20 protein-coding genes are annotated in these 23780 nt (G+C 43.0%); 9 read left to right on the top strand and 11 right to left on the bottom strand.

The window, feature by feature from the left end; translation table 11 throughout:
• Window positions 1–27 precede the first annotated feature (27 nt).
• The 4 genes from LJ707_RS06000 to LJ707_RS05985 all read left to right on the top strand — a co-directional run bounded on the left by LJ707_RS06000 (window position 28) and on the right by LJ707_RS05985 (window position 4324).
• Window positions 28–711, top strand: coding sequence for a class I SAM-dependent methyltransferase (locus LJ707_RS06000; RefSeq protein WP_228949904.1), 684 nt, complete (start codon window positions 28–30; stop codon window positions 709–711).
• 3 nt (window positions 712–714) lie between these two features.
• The gene (locus LJ707_RS05995; protein WP_228949903.1) at window positions 715–1845 is read left to right on the top strand and encodes a glycosyltransferase; all 1131 of its coding nucleotides are present in this window, start codon (window positions 715–717) and stop codon (window positions 1843–1845) included.
• Window positions 1845–3335 (top strand): lipopolysaccharide biosynthesis protein, encoded by a 1491-nt coding sequence (locus LJ707_RS05990; RefSeq protein ID WP_228949902.1) that lies wholly within the window; start codon window positions 1845–1847, stop codon window positions 3333–3335. The genes LJ707_RS05995 and LJ707_RS05990 overlap by 1 nt, the downstream gene beginning before the upstream one ends.
• Before the next feature lie 77 nt (window positions 3336–3412).
• Window positions 3413–4324, top strand: a complete 912-nt coding sequence (locus LJ707_RS05985) for a glycosyltransferase (RefSeq protein WP_228949901.1) — start codon at window positions 3413–3415, stop codon at window positions 4322–4324.
• Window positions 4325–4377: 53 nt separating this feature from the next.
• On the opposite strand, the gene LJ707_RS05980 is transcribed toward LJ707_RS05985, so the two are convergent.
• Window positions 4378–5124, bottom strand: a complete 747-nt coding sequence (locus LJ707_RS05980) for a bifunctional 2-polyprenyl-6-hydroxyphenol methylase/3-demethylubiquinol 3-O-methyltransferase UbiG (RefSeq protein ID WP_228949900.1) — start codon at window positions 5122–5124, stop codon at window positions 4378–4380.
• A 7-nt stretch (window positions 5125–5131) separates the two neighbouring features.
• Window positions 5132–5671, bottom strand: a complete 540-nt coding sequence (locus tag LJ707_RS20290) for a serine acetyltransferase (RefSeq protein WP_304610895.1) — start codon at window positions 5669–5671, stop codon at window positions 5132–5134.
• A gap of 62 nt (window positions 5672–5733) precedes the next feature.
• Between LJ707_RS20290 and LJ707_RS05970 the strand changes: the two genes are divergently transcribed.
• On the top strand, window positions 5734–7086 hold the full coding sequence (locus LJ707_RS05970) for a glycosyltransferase (RefSeq protein ID WP_228949899.1): 1353 nt from the start codon (window positions 5734–5736) through the stop codon (window positions 7084–7086).
• Window positions 7086–7844 (top strand): glycosyltransferase family 2 protein, encoded by a 759-nt coding sequence (locus LJ707_RS05965; protein ID WP_228949898.1) that lies wholly within the window; start codon window positions 7086–7088, stop codon window positions 7842–7844. The genes LJ707_RS05970 and LJ707_RS05965 overlap by 1 nt, the downstream gene beginning before the upstream one ends.
• A 41-nt stretch (window positions 7845–7885) precedes the next feature.
• On the opposite strand, the gene LJ707_RS05960 is transcribed toward LJ707_RS05965, so the two are convergent.
• From LJ707_RS05960 to LJ707_RS05950, 3 genes are all read right to left on the bottom strand, one after another.
• Window positions 7886–8770, bottom strand: coding sequence for a DMT family transporter (locus tag LJ707_RS05960; RefSeq protein ID WP_228949897.1), 885 nt, complete (start codon window positions 8768–8770; stop codon window positions 7886–7888).
• 129 nt (window positions 8771–8899) lie between these two features.
• Complete coding sequence (locus LJ707_RS05955; protein ID WP_228950760.1) at window positions 8900–9310, bottom strand: BrxA/BrxB family bacilliredoxin; 411 nt, start codon at window positions 9308–9310, stop codon at window positions 8900–8902.
• A gap of 97 nt (window positions 9311–9407) precedes the next feature.
• Window positions 9408–9704, bottom strand: coding sequence for a hypothetical protein (locus tag LJ707_RS05950; protein WP_228949896.1), 297 nt, complete (start codon window positions 9702–9704; stop codon window positions 9408–9410).
• Window positions 9705–9827: 123 nt separating this feature from the next.
• Between LJ707_RS05950 and ahcY the strand changes: the two genes are divergently transcribed.
• The 3 genes from ahcY (at window position 9828) to LJ707_RS05935 (ending at window position 13009) form a co-directional block, all read left to right on the top strand.
• Window positions 9828–11144 (top strand): adenosylhomocysteinase, encoded by a 1317-nt coding sequence (gene ahcY / locus LJ707_RS05945; RefSeq protein ID WP_228949895.1) that lies wholly within the window; start codon window positions 9828–9830, stop codon window positions 11142–11144.
• 129 nt (window positions 11145–11273) lie between these two features.
• Window positions 11274–12362, top strand: a complete 1089-nt coding sequence (locus LJ707_RS05940; protein WP_228949894.1) for an AAA family ATPase — start codon at window positions 11274–11276, stop codon at window positions 12360–12362.
• 2 nt (window positions 12363–12364) lie between these two features.
• Window positions 12365–13009 (top strand): DUF4276 family protein, encoded by a 645-nt coding sequence (locus LJ707_RS05935; protein ID WP_228949893.1) that lies wholly within the window; start codon window positions 12365–12367, stop codon window positions 13007–13009.
• Here LJ707_RS05935 and LJ707_RS05930 read toward each other — a convergent pair.
• The 6 genes from LJ707_RS05930 to LJ707_RS05905 all read right to left on the bottom strand — a co-directional run bounded on the left by LJ707_RS05930 (window position 13006) and on the right by LJ707_RS05905 (window position 23779).
• On the bottom strand, window positions 13006–14379 hold the full coding sequence (locus tag LJ707_RS05930; protein WP_228949892.1) for a hypothetical protein: 1374 nt from the start codon (window positions 14377–14379) through the stop codon (window positions 13006–13008). The two genes, LJ707_RS05935 and LJ707_RS05930, sit on opposite strands and share 4 nt — an antisense overlap.
• 139 nt (window positions 14380–14518) lie before the next feature.
• Window positions 14519–16390 carry a hypothetical protein gene (locus LJ707_RS05925; protein ID WP_228949891.1) on the bottom strand — a complete coding sequence of 624 codons (1872 nt, stop codon included), beginning with the start codon at window positions 16388–16390 and terminating at the stop codon, window positions 14519–14521.
• Window positions 16391–16713: 323 nt separating this feature from the next.
• Complete coding sequence (gene bglX / locus LJ707_RS05920) at window positions 16714–18993, bottom strand: beta-glucosidase BglX (protein ID WP_228949890.1); 2280 nt, start codon at window positions 18991–18993, stop codon at window positions 16714–16716.
• 34 nt (window positions 18994–19027) lie between these two features.
• Window positions 19028–20785 (bottom strand): discoidin domain-containing protein, encoded by a 1758-nt coding sequence (locus LJ707_RS05915; RefSeq protein WP_228949889.1) that lies wholly within the window; start codon window positions 20783–20785, stop codon window positions 19028–19030.
• Window positions 20785–22143, bottom strand: a complete 1359-nt coding sequence (locus LJ707_RS05910) for a glucoamylase family protein (RefSeq protein WP_228949888.1) — start codon at window positions 22141–22143, stop codon at window positions 20785–20787. The genes LJ707_RS05915 and LJ707_RS05910 overlap by 1 nt, the downstream gene beginning before the upstream one ends.
• Window positions 22144–22246: 103 nt before the next feature.
• The gene (locus LJ707_RS05905; RefSeq protein ID WP_228949887.1) at window positions 22247–23779 is read right to left on the bottom strand and encodes a RagB/SusD family nutrient uptake outer membrane protein; all 1533 of its coding nucleotides are present in this window, start codon (window positions 23777–23779) and stop codon (window positions 22247–22249) included.
• Window position 23780: the final 1 nt, after the last annotated feature.

Raw genomic sequence — 23780 nt, 5'->3', positions numbered from 1 at the left:
TAGCATAACAAAAGTTAAATTAGCCGGATGAATGGGAACGATAGATTAAATCCTACTATATTTCATACGCGCTATGTGCATTTAACACATCTGCGGGATGCAACAATAAAAGTAATCAACCAATTAACAGCCAATAGCCCCAACAAGCTATTGGTTGATTTTGGCTGCGGCGATATGCCCTACCGTTCGGTTATTGAACCTAAAGTGGGTAAATACCTGGGGGTAGACCTGGAAATGAACCCCAAAGCTGAACATCATATTGATTTTGACAGCAAAACTACCCTGCCTGATAATTATGCTGACATTGTATTATCAAACCAGGTATTAGAGCATGTTGATTCGCCTGCGGGTTATTTACAGGAAGCCTTGCGTATACTTAAACCAGGCGGCACACTTATATTAACTACTCATGGTTACTGGTTTTACCATCCCACGCCTAATGATTACTGGCGATGGACCAGTGCCGGACTGCGTAAAACAGTAGAAAAAGAGGGTTTTGTTATTTCCTCTTTTCATGGCATTATGGGGCTGGCGGCAAGCGGTATACAATTATTGCAGGATGCCATAGCGGTTAAGATGCCTAAATTCCTGATTCCTCCCTTTGCTTTGGTAATGCAGGGCATGATAGGCTTATTCAACAAAATAAACTCGCAAAGCCAGCGCGACAGGGATGCATCATTATACGTTGTTATTGCCACAAAGCCGCTATAAGCAATGGGTGAGTTTAACCTATGTATTATAAAACCAAACAACAACGCTTTCTCCGAAACATTTATTGAAGAACATATAAAGCGTTTGCCCGGCAATAAAAAAGTGCTGTGGGGCGGGGCCTTTCCGGTGTATAATGATGAGGGTAAGTTCATCATCACATCAAAATGGAAGCTTTTATTATACCTGATACAAAAGCGGGTATTCAAAAAGCAATCCATTGGCGTAGCCAACAAGGCACTGGCAAATTATTTCAAGAAAAATAAAATTGATGTGGTGTTTGCCGAATATGGCATGGTTGGCGCTATGGTTACCGCGGCTTGTAAAATAGCAGGCATTCCGCTGGTAATTCATTACCACGGCGCTGATGTGCACCATACCGGCACGGTAAAAAAATATTACCGTCAGTACCAGGATGCTTTTAAATATGCCAGCGGCTTTATTGCCGTATCAGGCGATATGGTCGAGGCGCTTAAACAGTTAGGCGCGCCTGCTAATAAAATTACCCTGGCCTCTTGCGGAGTGGATACGCAAGCCTTTCCGCAACTGGATATATCATCCAACGGAAAAAGCTTTATTTCGATAGGGCGCTTTGTGGAGAAAAAGTCACCCTTATCTGTCGTAAAAGCCTTTAAAATAGTAGCTGATCAATATAAGGATGCCACATTAAATATGGTGGGCAATGGCCCGTTGTTTGATGAAACAGCCGCTTTTATAAAAAGTTCCGGCCTGGAGGATCAGGTAATATTAAAGGGGGTTTTAAAACCTGATGAAATAAAAGCATTGTTAAAACAAAGCCGCTGTTTTGTGCAACACTCGGTTACTGCTGCCGATGGCGATAAGGAAGGTACGCCTGTATCTATATTAGAAGCGGGCTCATCGGGGCTGGCCATTGTAAGCACTTTGCACGCGGGCATAAAAGAAGCTGTAATAAATGGAGAAACAGGCTATCTGGTACCCGAACATGATATTGAGGGTATGGGTAATTATATGTTAAAAATTACCGCCGATGCCAACCTTGCCCAAACACTTGGCAATGCCGGGGCACAACACATCAGGAATAATTATGATATTAATGCCCGCATTAAAACGCTTACGAAAATTCTATATAAAGCGATGGGCAAAAAGATAAATTAATGGGTATAGTAAAGCAACAAGCTTATAAAAATACCATAGTGCTATACGCGGGCATGGTAATAGCATACATTAACACGGTAATGCTGTTTCCGCCTATAGTGGGTGACGATAATTTTGGTTTTTATAATTTGGTTATCAGCGTATCGGTATTATACTCGCTGGTATCATCAATGGGGGTGCCCAGCATAATAGCCCGCTATTTCCCCTTTTACCGTACCGATGACCGCAAGCATAACGGGTTTATACATTGGGTAGCTTTTTTAGCGCTTATAGGCTTTGGCGCGGCAACCATATTATACCTGATATTTAAGCCGGCCATTATTGGTGCCTATGCGCAAAGCTCGCCCCTGTTTGTAAAGTATTATTATTACATGATACCACTGGCGCTGTTCATCATCGCCTTTAACTTTTTGGAGATGATGGGGCGGGCTGTTTACCGTACCATATTCTCAAACGTGCTGCAGTTTGTAGTGCTTCGCCTTGCCACTACCGTAATGCTGCTAATGATAGCGCAAAAATGGCTCACCTTTGAGGGCTTTATCTTTGGATATATCATCGTTAACGGACTTATATCGCTTATACTGCTCATCAATCTGCTTGTATCAGGCAGTTTCAAACTGGGGAATGTTACCAGTAACCTAATGGCCGATAAAAAGCAGGAGATGATCAACTTTGGTATGTTTACGCTGGTATCGGGGTCTGTTTATACCCTGCTGCAAAAGGTAGATACGCTGATGCTTAGCTCCATGGCCAGTGATGCGGTAACTGGCGTTTATAGCTGGTATTTTAATATAGCCATGGTAGTGAGCATACCCGCGCAGGCACTTAGCCGTACCACCTACGCCATCGTGGCCGACTCATGGCGAACCAAGAATATGGCCAACATTGCCGATATCTACGCCAAAACATCTATCATTCAACTGGTGGTAGGCATGTTATTATTTATCGGCATATTTATTAACCGGGATAACCTTTACGCCCTTGCCCGCAATAAGGACTTTACCGATCCAAAATACTTTACCCTGTTTATTGTGATAGGGCTCGGCTTTCTGGCTGATATTACCGGTGGTTTGAACAGCTACATCATTACCACATCGCATAAATACCGGCTGGTAACGCTTATCACCGTAATTATGTGCGTAATTTGCATTACGCTTAACTATTTGCTTATACCAATTTACGAAGGCCTCGGCTCGGCAATAGCTTATTTTATAACCATTGTGGGCATGAATTTCGCCACCTGGCTGTACATCAAGATCCGTTTTAAAATGCAGCCTTTTACTTACAAGCATCTGCTGGTATTGGTAATTGCGGCCATTAGCTATTTTATCGGTTTTAATTTTTGGCGCCTGCCTAATGTATGGCTTGATATTGCGGCACGCAGTTGCTCTACGGCCATGGTGTATGCTTTGCTTACGTATTTATTTAAAATATCGGCAGATGTTAATGAGAAAGTAGATGAGTTGATAGCTAAATTTGTGCGTAAATAAGCATTATTATTTTTTTAAAACCTGCCGGTTACATTCCGGTTATTTCAATTCAAAAAAAAGACATTGTTTTACTGAGCATGCAAAACCTTGCCCCCATTGCTTTATTTGTTTATAACCGTCCTGATCATACACGCCGTACACTTAACTATTTGCAAAAAAATTTGCTGGCCGAAGAATCACGCCTGTACATTTTTGCTGATGCCGCCAAAACTGATGCCGACCGTGAAAAGGTGGATCAGGTAAGGCAATACATAAAAACAGTATCCGGCTTTAAAGCGGTTAAGGTTATTGAACGTGAGCATAACCTGGGGCTGGCAGCCTCTATTATTGATGGTGTTACCCGGCTGGTAAATGATTATGGCAAAGTGATCGTATTTGAGGATGACCTGCTATCATCAAAATACACACTGCAATATTTTAACGAAGCGCTAAACCGCTATACTAACGAAGAGCAGGTAATGCACATTGGCGCGTACATGTACGGACTGAACAATCATAGACTACCGCAAACATTTTTTCACCACATTGCCACAAGCTGGGGCTGGGCTACCTGGGCACGGGCATGGAAAAACTTTGAGCCGGATATTGATAAGCTGATGGCCCGGTTTGATCATGAAAAAAGACACCGCTTTTCGGTTGAGAACACCATGAACTTTTGGAAGCAGATGCGGGAGTTCAAGTCCGGTAAAAACAACTCTTGGGCTATACGCTGGTACGCGTCGATATTTTTAAAGGGTGGCCTGTCATTAAACCCGGCGCATTCGCTGGTGCATAACATTGGGCATGACGGTACAGGCGTTCATTCTAACATCGAGAACATGTACCAGGTACAGATCACCGATAAACCGGTAAAGCAGTTCCCGACCATTATAGCTGAGGATAAACAGGCTCACACGGCCATCCGTAACTTTTTAAAGAATCGTAAAGGCAGCCTGTTACAGCGGGGTATGCGTTTGGTTAAGCAGTGGAAGATAAAATATCTGTCCTGAACCTGAATTTATTGAATTTTAGAATTTACAGAATACTGGCGTGGGTTAAAGAATTACTTTATTGCTTTCAGTACAATATAAGGCGAAAGCGCTTTACTTTCAACAGGTACTATTTTGGTAAATACCTTGCCGGCAAACCATAAGCCTTTTACAAAAGCCTTTGCCAGGGCGCTTTGCTCAGCTTTGTTTTCAAGCCAGATGGAGAACTTGCCGGAGTAGTAGCACTCCACTTCTTTCAACCCCAATTGCTTGCAGCTATCGGCCAACAGTTGCAGGTTCATGCTGTTGATGTTATGCTTATCATAATTATCACGGTCGAATTTGCGTTGCACCCAACCATTCACACCCACAAAGTTGGGCAGGGTAATAAACAGCACACCGCCCGGTTTTAGGAATTGCAGGTGTGTTTCAACAATGGCCTTGGTATCATTAAAATGCTCTATCAACCCGAAGGATGATACCAGGTCATATTGCTTTTCGGGCGTATAATTGAACAGGTCAGCCTCGATAATGGTAATATCATTCTCGCTCAATCCGTTGGCTTCAAGCAGCTTTTTTATAATATCGCGGTGGACATAGTAATCAAACAAGGTAGTATCCAGCTTTTGATATTTTTTAAGATAAGTGGCATAATAACCCGGGAAACCGCCCAGCTCAATAGCTGTTTTAATTTGCTTTTCGGCTATCAGCTTACCCAAAATATCGCCGAAAACGTAATCAGCTTTGATAGGAAAAATGAGGCCTTTTTTTGCTTCCCAAAATGATTTCCAAAACGATCGGTCGGTTAAGTTATTATCCATTTATGTTTTAAGCCCCTGTTATTGTAATTGTTTCCGTTATGGTTGTTTTTTGTTCGATAACACGTGCCGGGTTACCCACAGCTACGCTGTTGGCCGGTATATCTTTCACCACTACCGCGCCTGCCCCTATTATTACGTTATCGCCAATGGTAACATCACCAATGATACAAACGTTTGCACCAATATCAACATTGTTACCAATGCGCGGGCAACCGCTAAATGTGCCGTCCGCCAGTTTTTTATGGCCTATGGTTACCGAGTTGCGCAGTACACAGTTTTCGCCAAGCACCACACCCTGGTTAACTACCAGTGCCTGCCCGTGATAAATAATCAACCCTTTACCGGCGGTTAGCTTGCGCGGCAGCTCGATACCCAGGCTCCACTCCACAAAAAAACGGTAAAAAATGAGGTACGGAAAAAGCACCACCTTTGCCACCATGGAGCGGTTGATGAGCTGCACCAGCCTGAACATAAAAAGCACGAGTTGACCTTTTATATTCCCGCGGTTAGCTTTCCGATCCTGAAACAAGTAAGCAAAAGGGTTCATTTTACGTTGATGAATGTTTTAGCGATTCCTCAAAAGTAAAATAATTGGCGGGTTTGTTAAACATGACGCTGTTTTTTGCATTAACTAACCAGGCAATGGCCTGCTTAGCGGTACGGGTTAAGCATAAATGGCCGCAATTAGCTATACTTGTGCCTGTTTTTAAATACATGAAAGTTACCCTGATCAATACTGCCGATGCCGGTGGCGGCGCTCCCGCCGCTTGTATGCGCCTGCTTAAAGCACTGGTGCAAAATGGTGTTGATGTAAACATGGCCGTGCACCAAAAGCTCACCACCGAGCCAAGGGTAACCGCCACAACCGGCAAGCGCACGGCCAAAGCCAACTTTTTGCTTGAACGGTTACCATTTATCGCCTTTGAGGAAAAGGATAAAACCGTACGTTTTGCCTTTTCGGCAGCCAACAGAGGCAGTAACATAGCCGATAATCCGACTATACAGGAGGCTGATATACTGCACCTGCACTGGACCAACTCCGGCTACCTCAGCATTAAAAACCTGCAGCAGCTATTGCAATTGGGCAAGCCCGTGGTATGGACACTGCATGATATGTGGGCCTTTACCGGCGGCTGCCATTACTCCAACGGATGCGATCATTTTGTAAACCAATGCGGTAACTGCTGGATGCTGCGCCGCCCGCGCGCGAATGATCTGTCGCGTAAAGTATGGCAGCGTAAGTTTGATATGCTACAGAGCGCCCAAAATCTGACCATAGTGAGTTGCAGCAACTGGCTGGGCAATGTATCGCGCGGCAGCGGTTTACTGGGCAGCAAGCCCACTGTAGCCATCCCCAACCCGATTGATGTAGAAATCTTTTCGCCAAAGGATAAGATTGCTGTGCGTGAAAAATGGGGTATTGATGCCGATGCTAAAATAATCCTGTTTGGCGCTGCTAATATAAACGACCGTCGTAAAGGCATCACTTACCTGGTTGAAGCCCTGCATGTGCTTAAACAACAAACCGGCGATGCACCTATCCAGATGGTAATATTCGGCAAGAACAAGCATTTTGACACTGCTACACTGCCTTTTCAGGTTAAAGAACTGAGCATCATAAGCGCCGAAAGCGATCTGGCCGAGATATACAATGCCGCCGATGTTTTTGTATCGCCATCTCTGGAAGATAACCTGCCTAATATGATCATGGAATCGCTGGCTTGCGGTACCCCGGTGGCTGCGTTCAATACGGGCGGCATACCTGACCTGATAGACCATCAGCAGAACGGGTACCTCGCTGAATATAAATCATCAGCCGATCTGGAGGCAGGTATTCATCACCTGTTATTTTTAGCAGATAAAGCAGGCGCATCAGCCGCAGCCCGACAAAAGGTTTTGGATAACTTTACCAATGCACAGGTAGCTAAACAATATATTGATCTTTATAATTCGATACTGTAATGGCAGCCTTTAACCCTACCCTCAGCATCATCACCGTTGTGTACAACAACGTACGTGATATTGAGCGCACTATGCTTTCGGTATTGGGCCAAACGTATACTAACATTGAATATATCGTTATCGATGGCGCATCAACCGATGGCACGCTGGATATTATCTATAAACATCAGGATTGTATCACTAAGTTAATAAGCGAAAAGGATAAGGGAATTTATGATGCCATGAACAAGGGTTTGGCTTTAGCTACGGGAGATTATGTACTGTTCATGAACTCCGGCGATGAACTGTATAACTCTACTACTGTTGAAGCTGTTTTCGCCACCGCTGCTGATGCTGATATTTATTACGGTGAAACCGAAATGATTGATGACGACTGTAAAAGTCTTGGTCAACGCCGGCACAAAGCACCCGCTAAGTTTAACTGGCGCAGTTTTAAATATGGTATGAGCGTTAGTCACCAGGCCATATACATCCGGCGTAGCCTTACAAAACCTTATGACAACCGCTACCAGTTAAGTGCCGATATTGACTGGATATTGTATGCCGCCAAACAAGCTAAAAAAATAGTGAACGTAAAGCGCTATGTGGCTAAATACCTGGTGGGTGGTATGTCAAAACAAAAGCACCGGCAAAGCCTTATTGAGCGCTTTAAGATCATGCGTGATCATTATGGTTTACTGCTTACAGTATTCAATCACGCGGTTATCGCCTTTAACCTGGGCTGGTACTGGCTGCTGTACCGCCGTACTAATGACTAATAGGCGTTAAAGTAAAACACGAGCGTTCCTTAACCCATCAATTATACGGGTATAACTTTATGCCGAAGCTTTATTGAAATAATTGTTTGAAGCACAACCGAGGCTGCAACAAAAGTAAGGCCTACATAAAACGAAGTATTTACTTCTTTACCCTCATCAAAAAACAGGAATGCCAGTATGATCGAGTAGATCGGCTCCAGGTTAAAACTCAGGTTAACGGTGAACGCTGATATGCGCTTTAATGATTCCGCGAAAAGTATGTATAGCCCAACCGTGCAGAATAAAGACAGCAGCAGTAAATAAACAACATTTTTTATACCCGGTATCACACTCGCCACCGGAAAGTAATGCAGATAAAGCGGCATGGCCAGCCCCAAAACCACCGTTCCGCCCATCATTTGATAATAGTTAATAAGCATACTATCATAATGCTTAACCAGGCGTTCGTTATAAATGGTATACAATGCCGAAAATGCGGATGAAATAACACCCAGACCAATACCTAATTGATACGAAGCATCAAAGTGAAAAATAAGGCCGATACCGATAAGCGTAAGCAGGCTCAATAAAAGCTCGGAGGGTATAAACCGTTTACGGTCAATAAGCGGTTTAAAAATCGCTGTGAAAAAACTGGTCAGGCTAAAGCAAACTACACCTATGGATATGTTTGAATATTTTATGCTGCCGTAAAAAAACAACCAATGCACCGTAATAAGTAAACCTACCGCAGCAATTGATAATTTTTGCCGGGTGGTAATGGCCGTGCTAACCTTAAAAAGCTTTAAAATAAAAAACAGCCATACAAACGAGAACAACTCACGGTACCAAACCAACAATCCTTCATTAAGTGTTATCAGCTTACCGAACACGCCGGTAAAGCCAGCAAGTATTACGGCAATATGTAATACTAAAAAGGTTTTTTTCATGAGATATCTTCGTGCCCTGTTTGGTTAAATATTTAATGCGTTTAAACGTAGGCTTTGAATAAAGAGCACTTGTAATCAATAAAAAAACCCGCAGCTTTCGCTACGGGCTTCCCTATATATTTTTAGCGATTAGCAGTACTGATCAAAAGCGTATACCAGGTTATCGGCAATCATTTGTGCCGGGCGGCCTTCAATTTGGTGGCGCTCAATAATGTGCACCAGCTTACCATCCTTAAACAAAGCCATTGAGGGCGATGATGGCGGGTAAGGCAGCATATAGTTACGGGCGGTATCAACAGCCTCTTTTTCCATACCTGCAAAAACGGTTACCAGTTTATCCGGGTGTTTCTCATAAGTAACGGCAGCACGGGCAGCAGGGCGCGCGTTAGCAGCGGCACAACCACAAACCGAGTTAACAACTACCAATACGGTACCTTCGCTTTCAATAGCGTTCTTTACCGCGTCGGCATCTTTAAGTTCTTCAAAGCCCGCGGTGGTAAGTTCGGCACGCATGGGGGCAACTAAATATTCTGGGTACATCATATACTATCCTTAAAATTAAATCAATACAAAAATATCAATTCCAAACAAAAACAATTCACACGGTTGTAATAATAACATTAGCTTGACGGTTGTTCTACTCGTCGCGCTTGCAAATACCGTCCTTTATATCGATCAGCAATACCGACACTACGTTCAATCCGCTGGCTGTAGCAACTGTAAGCAAGCCATCGGCAACTGAATGGCGAAAGAATAGCAGGTAGATTACAGTACCGTAATAAGGTGTCATGCAAATAGGGCAGCCATATAGTGGCTTATAGAGCATTCCCCTGGGTTCAACAATCTTTTTTATGCCTTCAAATATCATCCCGCGCCAGCTACAGGCATGTATAAATAATACGATCATGGCGATAATCAGCGCGTGTTCTAACATATTGACTTTTTACATTCTATTGATGCAAAAAGTTTACCAATAAGCTGAACCTCAAGCCCCGCATTTCATTAAGAAAACATTATTATGTACTTTTGCATTCTATAACAGAAAAAGAAAAAACATATGTCGACTGTAGATACCGCCTACCTGAAATACAAGGTAAAAGACATTTCGCTGGCTGAGTGGGGCCGCAAGGAAATTGAATTAGCCGAAGCCGAAATGCCGGGTTTAATGGCGTTACGTGCCGAGTATGGCCCGTCAAAACCACTGGCCGGCGCGCGCATTGCAGGCTGCCTGCACATGACCATCCAGACCGCTGTATTAATTGAAACCTTGATCGAACTGGGTGCTGAAGTTACCTGGTCATCATGTAATATATTTTCAACCCAGGATCATGCCGCCGCGGCTATCGCTGCTGCAGGTATCTCTGTTTATGCCTGGAAAGGCATGAACGCCGAGGAATTTGACTGGTGTATTGAGCAAACCTTATTTTTTGGTGAAGAGCGCCAGCCGCTTAACATGATATTGGATGACGGTGGCGACTTAACCAACATGGTATTGGATAAATACCCTGAGCTGATTTCAGCTATCAAAGGCCTCTCTGAAGAAACTACTACCGGCGTACACCGCCTGTACGAGCGTATGAAGAATGGCACCCTGCCGATGCCTGCTATTAACGTGAACGACTCGGTGACCAAATCAAAATTTGATAACAAGTACGGCTGTCGCGAATCATTGGTTGATGCCATTCGACGTGCAACCGATGTAATGATGGCCGGTAAAGTAGCCGTTGTTTGTGGTTATGGCGACGTAGGTAAAGGCTCTGCCGATTCATTACGCAACGCCGGTGTACGTGTTATTGTAACTGAGATTGACCCGATATGTGCCCTGCAAGCGGCCATGGAAGGCTTTGAGGTTAAAAAATTAAGCACTGCCATTGCCGAGGCTGACATTGTGGTTACCGCTACCGGTAATAAAGATATTGTGCGTGAGCAACACTTCCGCGCGTTGAAAGACAAAGCTATTGTTTGTAACATCGGTCACTTTGATAACGAGATCGATATGGCCTGGTTAAACGGTGCTTACGGCAGCAGCAAAATTGAAATTAAACCACAGGTTGATAAATATACTATTGACGGTAAAGACGTAATTGTATTAGCCGAAGGCCGTTTGGTAAACCTGGGTTGTGCTACCGGCCACCCAAGCTTTGTAATGAGTAACTCATTCACCAACCAAACCCTTGCCCAATTAGAGCTTTGGACTAATGGCGATAAATACGAAAACAAAGTTTACACCCTGCCAAAACACCTTGACGAGAAAGTAGCCCGCCTGCACCTTGCCAAAATTGGTGTTGAGCTGGAAGTACTGGACCAGGATCAGGCTGAATACATTGGTGTAACCGTTGAAGGTCCGTTTAAACCGGAGTATTACCGTTATTAATAGCTGAAAGCATAAAGACTAAAGCTGAAAGCTTTGGAGAAGCGGCATGGTTTTTATCATGCCGCTTTTATATTTATATATATAAACTATATTCGTACAAATTGTTAGTATAACAATTAGCAAAGAGGAATGATTGTTAAAGTAGATATAAAAGGTTACAAATCAATAAAAGAGCAAAGTATTGAGTTACGCCCAATCAATATATTAATTGGTAGTAATGGTGTTGGTAAGAGTAATTTTATTTCTATTTTTTCTCTTATAAGAAATCTATACGAGCAAAATCTTCAAAATTATATTTTACAAAAAGGTGGAGCTGATAGCTTTCTTTATTTTGGGAAAAAACAAACTCAGCAAATTGATTTAGATTTTTACTTTGGTGAAAATGGGCATGCGAAAAATCGTTTTATAGTATCCTTTGGTGTTGCACAGGATTCTTTATTTATAAAAAAACTGAACACGGCATATTTACCACAAGTAAACTGGTATGTTAGAGAATATGAATCAGGTAAAACCGAGTCTAATATTAGAAATATTAATCACAATCAAGCTTATTGGGTAAATCCGTTATTGAGAGCATTTGAAGTGTATCACTTTCACGATACTGGGGATAACTCCCCAATGAAAGGAAGATCAAATATTGATGATAATATCCGATTAAAGAGAGATGGATCTAATATTGCTGCTTTTTTGTATTATTTAAAGCAGAAACACCCTAAACATTTTAATAGGATTGAAAGAACAATTAAGTCAATTGCTCCTTTCTTTGATCGTTTTGTTTTGGCTCCTAATCGTCTTAAAGAAGATCAAATTCAATTGGAATGGCGGGAAGTGGGTGCCCCAGATACTTATTTTAATGCTTACCATCTATCAGATGGAACGTTAAGATTTATTTGTTTAGCAACTCTATTGATGCAACCCAATCCTCCAAAAACAATAATAATTGATGAACCCGAATTAGGGTTGCACCCTATTGCTATAAGCAAATTAGCTTCGTTAATAAGAAAAGCGTCTGAAGATGTACAAATAATTGTTTCTTCTCAATCTGTATACCTTGTGGATTATTTTGAGCCAGAAGACATATTAATTGCTGATAGAAAAGAGAAAGAAACAGTTTTCCAACGATTAGAAAGTAACCAGTTAGACGGTTGGTTACAAGAGTACAGTTTAGGTGAAGTATGGGAAAAGAATATAATTGGCGGCATGCCTTCTAACATGTAGAAATGAAAAGACTTGTTTTTCTTGTTGAAGGTGATACCGAGATAATATTTATTAGTCAGCACGTTATACCCTACTTGTATTCTTTGGGATATAAAAATCCTATGACAGCTCAGAAAATCATCACGAACAGACAGCTTAATAAAAAAGGCGGCAACATCAGTTTCGCATATTTAAAAAATGATGTTGGACGGGTTTTGGCACAAGGCAATGTAATAATTACTACATTTTTAGATTTCTTCAGATTGCCCAATGATTTTCCGGGTTATGTTAATGATGTGAATAGAATAGCAGTTATAGAAGATGGCTTGTCTGACTTCTTTAACAATCGAAATATTATACCGTATATCCAAAAACACGAAATGGAAGCTCTAATGTATTCAGGAATGGATGGTTTTGAGATTGTTGTAGAAGATGAAAGAAAACTAAATCAACTTCAGGAAATAATTGACATATACGATAATCCAGAAGATATTAATAACAGTCCGCAAACTGCACCTTCCAAACGATTAGAATCCATTTTTAATTATGATAAAGTTGCGGATGGTGAACTAATACTTGAAGCATTAGGCATTAATTTGATAATTGATAAGTGTCCTCGTTTTGCAGAATGGATCAGCAAACTGCAACACGCTTTAAACACACTTTAATGCTTCATCAGCCCGGGCCGTATTTGCAGGTAAACCTGCCCGCTCATAGGCGTGTTGCCATACAATGGGTGCAACCGTTCAGGGGCAAAGTTGATGGATGCCTGGATGCCGCCGATGTATTCAATAGGGCCGGTTTTAAACAATCGACGATTGGTGCCCAGGGTTAGTTTATGTACGTTGAATACGGCTTCGCCGAATTGTTCCTCAAGTGCCAGTTCTTCTGCCGATTTTTGTACAAATTCGTAGCGCCCATATATCGCCTGCTTATTTAACTGGCGTGTACCCTCGGCTAAAAACGAATGCTCATCGCCGTGGTCGCTGTGGTTCATACCCCAAACCAGCGCGCCGGTAAAGTACTTTCCATCGTTAGATACGGGCGAAGCATACAACGCCGAAGCGGAATATCGCCATATGTTTTCATCAGGATGCAGCAACTCCGGGCTATTGATATACGCCTGCGACACCTGGAACGCCCAGGCTTTGTTTGGGTTGAATGATGCCCGCCACGAGTAGCTGTCAAAACGCATCTTATCAAAATCATACCTGTTCTCATCAGGTTCGCGCCCGGTAAATATGGATCCTTCCAATTTATATTTATCAATCCGTACCCCCAGCGTAGCCACACCATAAGTTATGTGTGTAGCATCCTGCCAGTGATGGCCCAGCGGCGCATCCGGATCATTCAGCGCAACAATGCGGTGCATAAATGCGGGAGCACCAAGCGCCGGCTCGCCGGGGTAACCGAAGTAGCCAAATACATCTACCTTTTTACTTAAACGCTGCGTGTAGCCAATGGTCAATCCGCTAAACAGATCATGCGGGTGCTGGCGGTCAACCAGCGTTTGGCCTTTGTAGCTTTCGCCACTTTGAAACAATAGCGGGTAACCACGTTCGGTAACCGTCCACGGGTCGGCACTCAGCATGGCGCTAACGTTAAATAAACCGTTTTTACCCACCCGGCGGTTATACATCGCCATAAACCAGTTTGGCGCATCAAACTGGGTATCGCTGCGTTGGGTTTTGCCGTTTAGCTGCTGATTATTATAGCGTAAAAACATACTGCCATGAAACATGAACATGCCTTTTTTAGTATGTTTCATCAGCATGTACATAGGCGTGTTATCAGGCATCCATGATGTACCGGAGCCATTACGATTCATGGGCAGGCTAAGTGAGTATGAATGGTTCATCCCAGACATGGCCATAGTATCGTGTTTCATGCCGCCCATATCACCCATCTGCATATTGTGCTGATGTTTAGTTGTATCGGGTTTGGCAGCATCCTTTTGTATATGGTGATCGTGCTGCGCAAAAGCCGGCAATACTATAAAAAGCGAGATTGTGAGTATTGGGAACAGTTTATTCATCATATAATGTGGTAGCTAAATAACAAGATAGATACCACAAAATTAAGCTATCATTTAAGGGTGACTTTACATCATTCCGCTAAATATTTACATGATTATGCCTTCAGTAAAAAAAGTCCGGCATATTGCCGGACTAATGATTCTACTTTTTACCGTTGCTACCTGTAAAAATATTAAGCGAATACCCTAACTGTATCTGGGTAAAATTATTGTTGAAGTTATGCCCATCAAATATCCAGCGGTACCTGAAAAATAACTTTGAATCATCATTGGTTTTAATAAAGGCATCAAAATTTGCCTGTAACAACCCTTTGTTATGGTCAAATTTATAATCGTTGTTAAAAGTTTTTTGCAAAATATAGCTGGCTCCCAAATTAACTCCCCAGCGGCTGTCGGGTCTGAAAGTTACCAGTGACGACACAAACACATAACCATTATTTAATGGCGTTGAGTTGTTAGTGGTACTGTCCTTAATTTCCTGCACACGCGAATGATACCAGTAAGTGCCTACGTCAATAGCGTTCCATGTTAATTTTGACTGCGGATAATAAAACTTCAAAAAATTCAGAGTAGCGCCGAATGACACAAGCTGATACTGGAAGTTTTTTAACGGGTTAAGCCTTTTTGAATCAGTTTGTGCCTGATCAAGCAATATGAATTTGTTATTACCATCCAACTTAGAGAATAATAGTCGCGGCTCTACCGAGGCAAAAAAATTATAATACCCGGGTTTAAACTCATTAGTGTATATGTAAACAGTATCCACTGCACTATTACTTTTCTCACTTTTCGCCGCCCCTTTAAGCTGATCCGGCTGGTTTGCATCCCTGTTTAGAGAAGTTTTTTTGGGTATTACCTCGTAAGCTACCATATTTTCTGACCCTTTTTTCTGATCTTTAATCTGCTTAAAATCATATCGTGTCAAGTCATATTTCGAAGCGATATCCTGGTCTATTCCCAGGTTTTTTAAAGGCTTGTATTTGGTGTTTATGTTGATCTTACGTTTGGCCTCAATCTGTATCAAACCATTAGGTTGTTCCTGATCCAACCCAACAAAGTCAGAAAACGCGGCTATGTCAAGTATCTTTGATCGTTTTTCCTTTTTTAGTTCTCTGATCGGGTTACCAGGGTCCAGATGTATTGTGCTGTTTGCCGGGCTATAGTCTTCCTTATCATTAGCGAGTACCAAATCCAAAAACAACAGATCAGATAATTTAATATACCTATTAAGCCCCCGCACTCCCCCGCAATCAAAGCAATATAAATTCACTTTTGAAAAACGCTCCGGGTCATGCTTGCCGGAAATACTTATTGGAAAGGTGTTTTTAAACTCCAGAACCCTTCTGGGCGAACGCACGTTCTTTTTAACTTCCCATGGGTAAACTACGTTAACAATGATATTTTTTATAGCACCATCCTCTGTTTCAACATCAACCTTGCTGATGTAATGATCTACTATTATTTTGCTAAGTATAGAGGAATAATAAGGCGATGAATTTGCTATCAGGAAACTTTTTACATAATCCTTTTTAAGGATAACGTTAGCTGTAATTGGTTCATCATCTATAAACTCGAGCTTTGCACTTATCGAAAAAAACAACTCTACTCCTTTATCTCTCAAATTATTATTTCGTTTTACGTTGTACCTGCTCTCCATCACATTTTGAAATTCTGCAACAAAGGCATCCTTGTTAAAATCTGAAAAAACACTTACCGAGTTGTCTTTCTTAGCTGTATCGGTTGTGGTATTCTCGGTTGTATCAGTTGGAGTGGCTCCTAATGAATCAATATTTGTATCGAAACCAGCAACTCCGGTTGTGTCGCTAATTGCTTCATCCGGTTGTTCTGACACCACTTTTTTTGTATCCTCTGTTATTGAACTTATGCTGAACGAATATAGATTAATATCATTTTTAATAAATTCATAATTGTAAACTTTACCTAAATAATAAAATGTGCCAAGCACCCTTTTTTGTGCTGTTTGGGCAAATGCGTTTACAGAAGCACCGGCCATAAAAAAAATACTTAAAATCAAATACATCAATACTTTGTGTTTGATTTTAATTTTATAAAAGCTAAAGAAATTGATTTTTGAACGATAAAGCCTGGCTTCACCATTAAGTAAGTTGATGTGAGGGTTCATTGCGATTAAAGGTTTGGTTTAAAACTAATAAGAATATTATTAATTTGTATATATTATAAAATAATTTCCATATTATTAAAAATCAACCCTTTAAAGTAAATATCATTACAAAATAATATCCTATAACAAAAAATGCCCGGCTTTTGCCGGGCATATACTTATTAACACACTAAAATCCGAAGAAAAGAAAGATCTTATAACAGTTTGAAGTCAGCTTCTTTAACATCTGCCGAACTGGTACCGATGAATAGTTTGAAGTCGCCGGGCTCGGTGGTATATTTCATGTTGATGTCGTAAAACTTCAGGTCGTCGGTACTTAAGTTAAAAGTTACCGTTTTACTTTCACCTGCTTTCAGAAATAATTTCCGGAAGCCTTTTAATTCCTTAACCGGGCGGGTAACAGAGCCTACCATATCGCGTATATATAGCTGTACGGTTTCCTCACCATCGTACTTACCGGTGTTGCTTAGGGTAATGCTGGCTTGCAGGCGCTCACCATTACGTATAGTATTTTTACTTAGCTTAATATCACTGTAACCAAATGTAGTGTAGCTTAAACCATGGCCAAATGGATAAAGCGGCGTGTTCGGTATATCCAGGTACTTAGAGGTATATTTTTGATCGCTCACCGGGCGGCCGGTATTTTTAGCGTTGTAGTAAATAGGTATCTGCCCTACACTGCGCGGAAACGTCATGCTAAGCTTGCCGGATGGGTTATATTTACCAAAAAGCACATCGGCAATGGCATCACCTGCTTTAGTGCCAGGAAACCAGGTTTCCAATATCGCAGCGGTATTGTCATGCTCCCACTGTAGCGTTAACGGGCGACCGTTCATCAGCACCAATACAATCGGCTTACCGGTTTCGCGCAGGGCTTTAAGCAGGTTTTGCTGATTTACCGGCAAACCAATATCGCTGCGGCTGGCAGCCTCACCACTCATACCAAAAGCCTCGCCCAACATGGCAACCACCACATCGGCATCTTTGGCTTTTTCCACAGCTTCTTTAATCATATCCGCGGGTGATTTACTATCCAGAACAATCTGCGCATCATGCGGGTTAAGTTTGTCTATCAGCGCCTGGTCATCCAATATGTTGGCACCTTTGGCATAGGTAAACTTGTTTGACGGATATTGTGCCTGCAAAGCATCCCAAAAGCTGGTGGCTTTTTTCCAATCGCCGGCACCGCTCCAGTTACCGATCAGGTCGCGCTGGTTTTTAACCATTGGGCCAACAAACGCAATTTTTTTACCGGCCTGCAATGGCAGGGTATTGTTATCATTTTTTAACAATACCATGCTTTTCTCGGCAGCTTCTTTAGCCAAAGCCAGCTTTTCGGCATTCATGATGTTGTTCTTAGCACGATCTTCGCTGATGTTACGGTACGGATCATCAAACAAACCCAGCTTATATTTTGATTCGAGCACACGGCGGCAAGCCAGGTCAATATATTTTACATCCAGCTTTTTAGCCTGAACCAGTTTTTTCAGTTCGCCAATAAACAGATCGCTCACCATATCCATATCATTACCGGCAACAAGCGCCAGTTTGGCCACCTGTGCATCATCGCCCATACCATGGTTTTTAAGTTCCATAATGGCGGTATAGTCGGTGGCTACCATGCCTTTAAAACCCCATTGGTTACGCAGCAAGTCGGTAAGCAGCCAATGGTTGGCTGCGGCAGGCACACCGTTTATTTCATTAAAGGAACTCATTACCGTGGCCACACCCGCGTCAACAGCGGCTTTGTAAGCCGGAAGGTAAGTTTCGGTCATTTTTCGCATGCTCATATCAACTGTGTTATAATCACGACCAGCTTCGGCAGCGCCATACAGCGCAAAGTGTTTTACGCAGGCCAATACAGCATCCTCACGGCGCAGGTCATTTTTTTCGCCCTGGTAACCTTTAACCATCGCCCTTGCAATTTGCGAACCCAGCCAGGTATCTTCACCCCCACCTTCGGCCACGCGGCCCCAGCGCGGGTCGCGCGCTATATCAACCATTGGCGAGAATACCCAGTTCAAACCATCGGCAGTAGCCTCATCGGCAGCGGCACGGGCAGTTTTTTGTATCAAAGGCATATCCCATGATGCAGATAATCCCAGTGGGATCGGGAAAATAGTACGGTGCCCGTGTATCACATCATAACCAAAAAGCAACGGAATTTTAAGGCGCGTTTTTTTGATGGCCAGCTCCTGCAATTTGCGCACGGCATTTGGCGTATAGGTGTTAAACACACCGCCTACCATGCCTTTCTCTATTTTGCCTTCAACACCCTGGCTTAATATCGGCCCGGTAACATCAAAACCTATTGATGGCAAATTCAACTGACCGATCTTCTCGTCAAGTGTCATTTTAGCCATCAGTTTATTGATGTAGGCATCCATCTTAGCATCGCGGGCGGCCTTTTGTGCCGATGCCCCGAAGCCTGTTAATACCAGGCACGATGCAATGACTATTTTTGATAACTTCATAATCTGTAATATATACTTGAGTTAAACTTATTTTCTATTCTGATTTAATAACCGCAGTCGGCTGCGAAACACCATTCTCATTAATAGCCTCTATACGGAAGTAATAAGGCAGATCTTTATCCATCGCCTTAAAAAAGTACTGACTGGCGTTGTGCACCATAATACAGTTGTACAGCTTATCGGGCGCTACACCAGTGTAAATATTGTAGGCATAGGCATTATCAACCGGGCGCCATTTGATCCAGGCATCACGCTTATCCTTTTCGGTGCGCAGCACAATAAACTCTTTAACCGTATCCGGCTTAGCACCACCGCCGTTACCGAACACGCGCAAACCGCTGATGGCAAATTTGCCTGTAGGCATGTGCTGGTTTACCAGCTTAATGTAGCGCGCCTTTACCGGCTTGCTCAGTTCCACATAATCATGCGGAACATCGGTTTTGTTATTGCTTTTGTCGATGAGGGTTTTCCAGCTTTTGTTATCAACAGAGTAAAGCAGTTTATACTGATGATAGAATGGCCCGGATGGTTTGCCCAGCACCTCAGCATCCTGATCGGCATAGTTTATTTGCACCGCGTTTACGGTACTTATATTGCCCAGATCGGTAGTTAGCCACTCCCCTGCCTTAGCACTCGCCGCACTCCAGTAGGTTTTTATATCCTCATCAACCGCGTTATTAGCCGAGTAATTACCAAGGGTTGATGATACGGTTACGGGTTTGTTGTAATTAAGCAGCATCCAGCCGGTAAAGCGGCTTTTCAGGTGATCGGTTTCGCCGGTAGGCAGATAAGTAGGGTAATCGCCAAAGGCGGTATTGCAGTACATCACATTATCTTTATCAAACCCGGCAGGCCATATACCAATACGGCGTTCAAAGTTGTTTTTTATGGCGATAACCATGGTTGACACATGCCAGTAATTATTCCACTTATCCTGATAAGTTGCGCCATGCCCAGCACCACGCGCAAACCCACCCGGCTTATAGCTAAACGGCATTGGTTGCGGCTTAAATGGCCCTAAAGGTCCCTCGCCTACTATCACACCATCCGAATAGCCGCTGAACTCGGTACCCGGAGCGCCGTATTGCAGGTAGTATTTTTTGTTGTGCTTGGTCATCCAGGCACCCTCCATAAAGGGATCGAGGAAGATGTTATCCAGGTTTTCGCCAAAACGCTGCCAGCCATATTTGTAAGGTTGCAGCAGGTACATCTCCTTACGGTAGCCTTTCAGAAGAAATGTGGTCGGGTCAACCTCGGCACCGTATATTGGGTAAACATTGCTGCTGCCATTGTACATGTACAATTTGCCGTCATCATCTCTGAAGAATGCAGGGTCCCAGCCGCCGGGTTCAAACTTATGGATGGCTTCTTTCCATTCGTTACCTTTAGGATTAGTGCTCATCCATATCGGAAAGTTATCCGAATACGTTGAACCAAATACCAGCAGGGTATCGCCCTGCACCCATACGGCAGGCGCGCAAAGATCGTCATACACTTTATGCTCCGGGCGCAAAAAATGGCGCGCCACAAAATGCCAGTTGCTCATGTCGCTGCTCCACCAGTAGCCCCATTGGTTGGTGCTGAACAGGTAGTAATCGCCCTTATAAGTAACAATAACCGGATCGGCTGTAGCACGGTGACGGCCCGCGGTTGAAAAGTTGGGGATGGGCGTATACCCGTAATCAATATTAATAGGGTTACAATATGTACGCTGGCTGTTTTGCGCGGTAGCGATACCTGCAAATAGTAACAACGCACAGGCAATGCCCAATATATTTATTACCCTTTTCATTAATTGCTTTTTATAGACGGACTTTCGAAACCTAACTTTTTAAGTCCGCCCTGTATTTCAGGGGCGCTCATAAACAAATTCCACAATAAGCCACTGCGATGATTTTCGATCATCACTACAATAGGCCCCTGATCAATTGCCAGGTATGATTTGGCGTACCAGTTCTTGCTCTCATTAAAAGCATCCACAAAACCGTATTCGCCCCAAATTTTATCACCCAGGTCATAGTAAAAATGGCGCAGTGCTTTCATTGATTCCTTTGGTGTGTAAGGAAATGCCGATAGCGCCGCTGTTGGTGTGATCACACCCAGATCATTAGTCGGTGAGTGAGCATTGTAGCCTTCATGGTTATCACTGGCGGTCAGTCCCCAGCAATTTTCACCATAGCCTTTAAATTTTTTAGGGTTATCAACACAGTAAGCGTAGTTGATACGGGTATGATTTACGTTCTGCTCCCAATAGTCGGCATACTGATCTTTCAGCCCTTTTGGATTAAGCCCGAGAAATGAATAATGGCTAAAAAACAGCGGACCACCATAATCAAAACCCAAAGGCAGTTTGATGCCATAGAACGATTTACCATTTTTAAAAAAATCGCTTTGCGCCCAACCACGGTTATAAATGCGGGCAGCATCAACCGGGTAACGCTCGGCACTGGCGGCAAGCACGTAGGTAATAAGGCACTCGTTAAAACCACGTATCGGAAAATTCATGGCCCAGCCATTATTTGGCGACCAATGCCAGTACAGGTTATCACGCTCGTGCGTGTAAAAGTCCCATTCAATTTCGCTCCACAACCAGCCTATACGGTTGCGCAGTTCTTCCTCTTTTTGGCTGGTACCGTTATAATATTGTTTAGCGGTAAGCAAGCCCTGGAACAGAAATGATGTTTCCACCAAATCACCGCCATCATCCTTACGGCCAAATGGTATAATTTTACCGGTTGCGCCGTTCAGCCAATGCGGAAAAACGCCGTGGTAAGCATCAGCCTTCGATAAGAATTTCACCATGTTCAGCATACGGTCAACCGCCTGCTCGCGGGGTATCCACTTACGGTCAACCGCTACGATCATGGCCATAATGCCAAAGCCGGTACCGCCGGTGGTAACTACCTCGCCGCCATAATCAAAAGCCTCGTTACTACGCTCGAGCGCCATGCCGCTAACCGGGTGCGCGAAATCCCAAAAATAGCGGAAGGTTTGGCGCTGCACCACATCAAGCAGGGCGCTGTCGCTCAAATTTTTTATTACCCCAACCGGTTTAATGGCTGTGTATTTTACAGTCGCTTTTTTTTGATTTTGCGCTGATGCAAAAATAGGTGTTAACAATAGTAAAAGAAACAGGATTTTCTTCATCATGCAGAGTTGTATGCTTTTACGGCAGATGTAAAAGCGGATGAGAAATTTGAGAACCATGCCGGCAATAATACCGGCATGGTTTCATTTATCAGATACGGGTTAATTAATAACCCTCGTTTTGTTTTAGGTTGCCACCGCTCAAATCAATTTGCGCTTGTGGAATAGGGAATACCTTGTTACGGGCATTCCATGTTTTGCCATGTGCTGTAAAAGCGGCGGCGGCACGGCCGGGCTGCACGGCATCCTGGCGTACAAGGTCAAAAAAGCGATCCTGCTCCATAGCCATTTCCATACGGCGTTCATGCCATATAGCATTTAGTGTTATCGCGGTCAGAGGTGTTACTTTAGCACGTTCACGTATCAAATTAATATCGGTAAGTGAGGCTCCCGCATTTCCTAACTGAAATGCTGCTTCAGCATGTATCAATAATACTTCGGCATAACGTATAACCTGTACGTGTTTCGGCAAACGGTCAAAATTAGCACAGTTACTTTCAGAATAACGGCTGTAAAACGCTTTATAGTTATAGCGCTCATTCTGAACCGAATCCTGGCTTGGTATACGGAAACCATCATACAACACTGTACCAGATGATGTGTTACCTGTAGTGGGCCTGATAAATATAACAGTCGCATTTCTGCGAACGTCATTAGCCTCGAATTCATTGATCAGGCTTTCTGATGGATTGTTAAACCCATAACCAAGGTCAGACCAACCGTATCTGCCACCGGCACGCGGGCCTTGTGTAATTGTAAACCTATCAATAGCAGCATTACAAGCAGTGTTTTTACCTGCTTGTATTTCAAAAATTGACTCGATACTGTTATTACCTGTTTCGCGGAACAAGGTTGTAAAATCCGCATACAAGCCATAAGCGCCACTGGTAATAACTGCCTGGCTAAGATCATAAGCCTGCTGATAGTTCTTGTTATACAGGTAAACTTTTGCTAACAGTGATTGTGCAGCACCTTTAGTAGCTCGGCCTACATCAGTACCGCTTTTATCGGGTAAGTTCGCTACGGCAAAAGTCAAATCGCTTATTATAAATTCATATACCTGCTCGGCAGTTGCTTTTGTACTGAACTCCGGTGAATTGGCCTCGCTTGCAGCCGGTACGCGATTCACCAACGGTACACCGCCAAAAATACGAACTAAATTAAAGTAAAACATGCCGCGCAAAAAACGTACTTCACCTATAAGCTTATTTTTAGCCGCTTCATCAAACTGTGCATTTTGTAACTTGTCAAGCGCCTGGTTTGAACGGGCAATAGCCTGATAATAACCTCTCCAGATGTTGTTTACTACACCGTTATTACCATTAGCGGTAAGGTTGTCAAGCTGCAGTGCATCGCCGTAATCATTGGGCGAACTACCTTTATCAGCGTCGTCAGATGCAATGTCGCCTAAAACGGCATATTGAAATCCGCGCACATCGTTTCCAAACGCATCGCCTGCAAAAAATATATTATAAACACCTGTTACCAAATTGGTTGCAACATTAGGATCACTTATAATTTGTTCTTCTGTAATTTGTGCCTGAGGGGCTACGTCCAAATAATCCTTACAGCTTGAAACCGTACCAACCATCGCCGCTGTAAAAGCAATAAAGGCTAAATTTTTATATGATGTTTTCATT

Source organism: Mucilaginibacter sp. UR6-1 (assembly GCF_020880975.1).
In the GTDB taxonomy this organism is placed as follows: Bacteria; Bacteroidota; Bacteroidia; order Sphingobacteriales; family Sphingobacteriaceae; genus Mucilaginibacter.
Note: the sequence above shows the minus strand (reverse complement) of the source record. Positions and strands in the feature narration are given on the sequence as shown.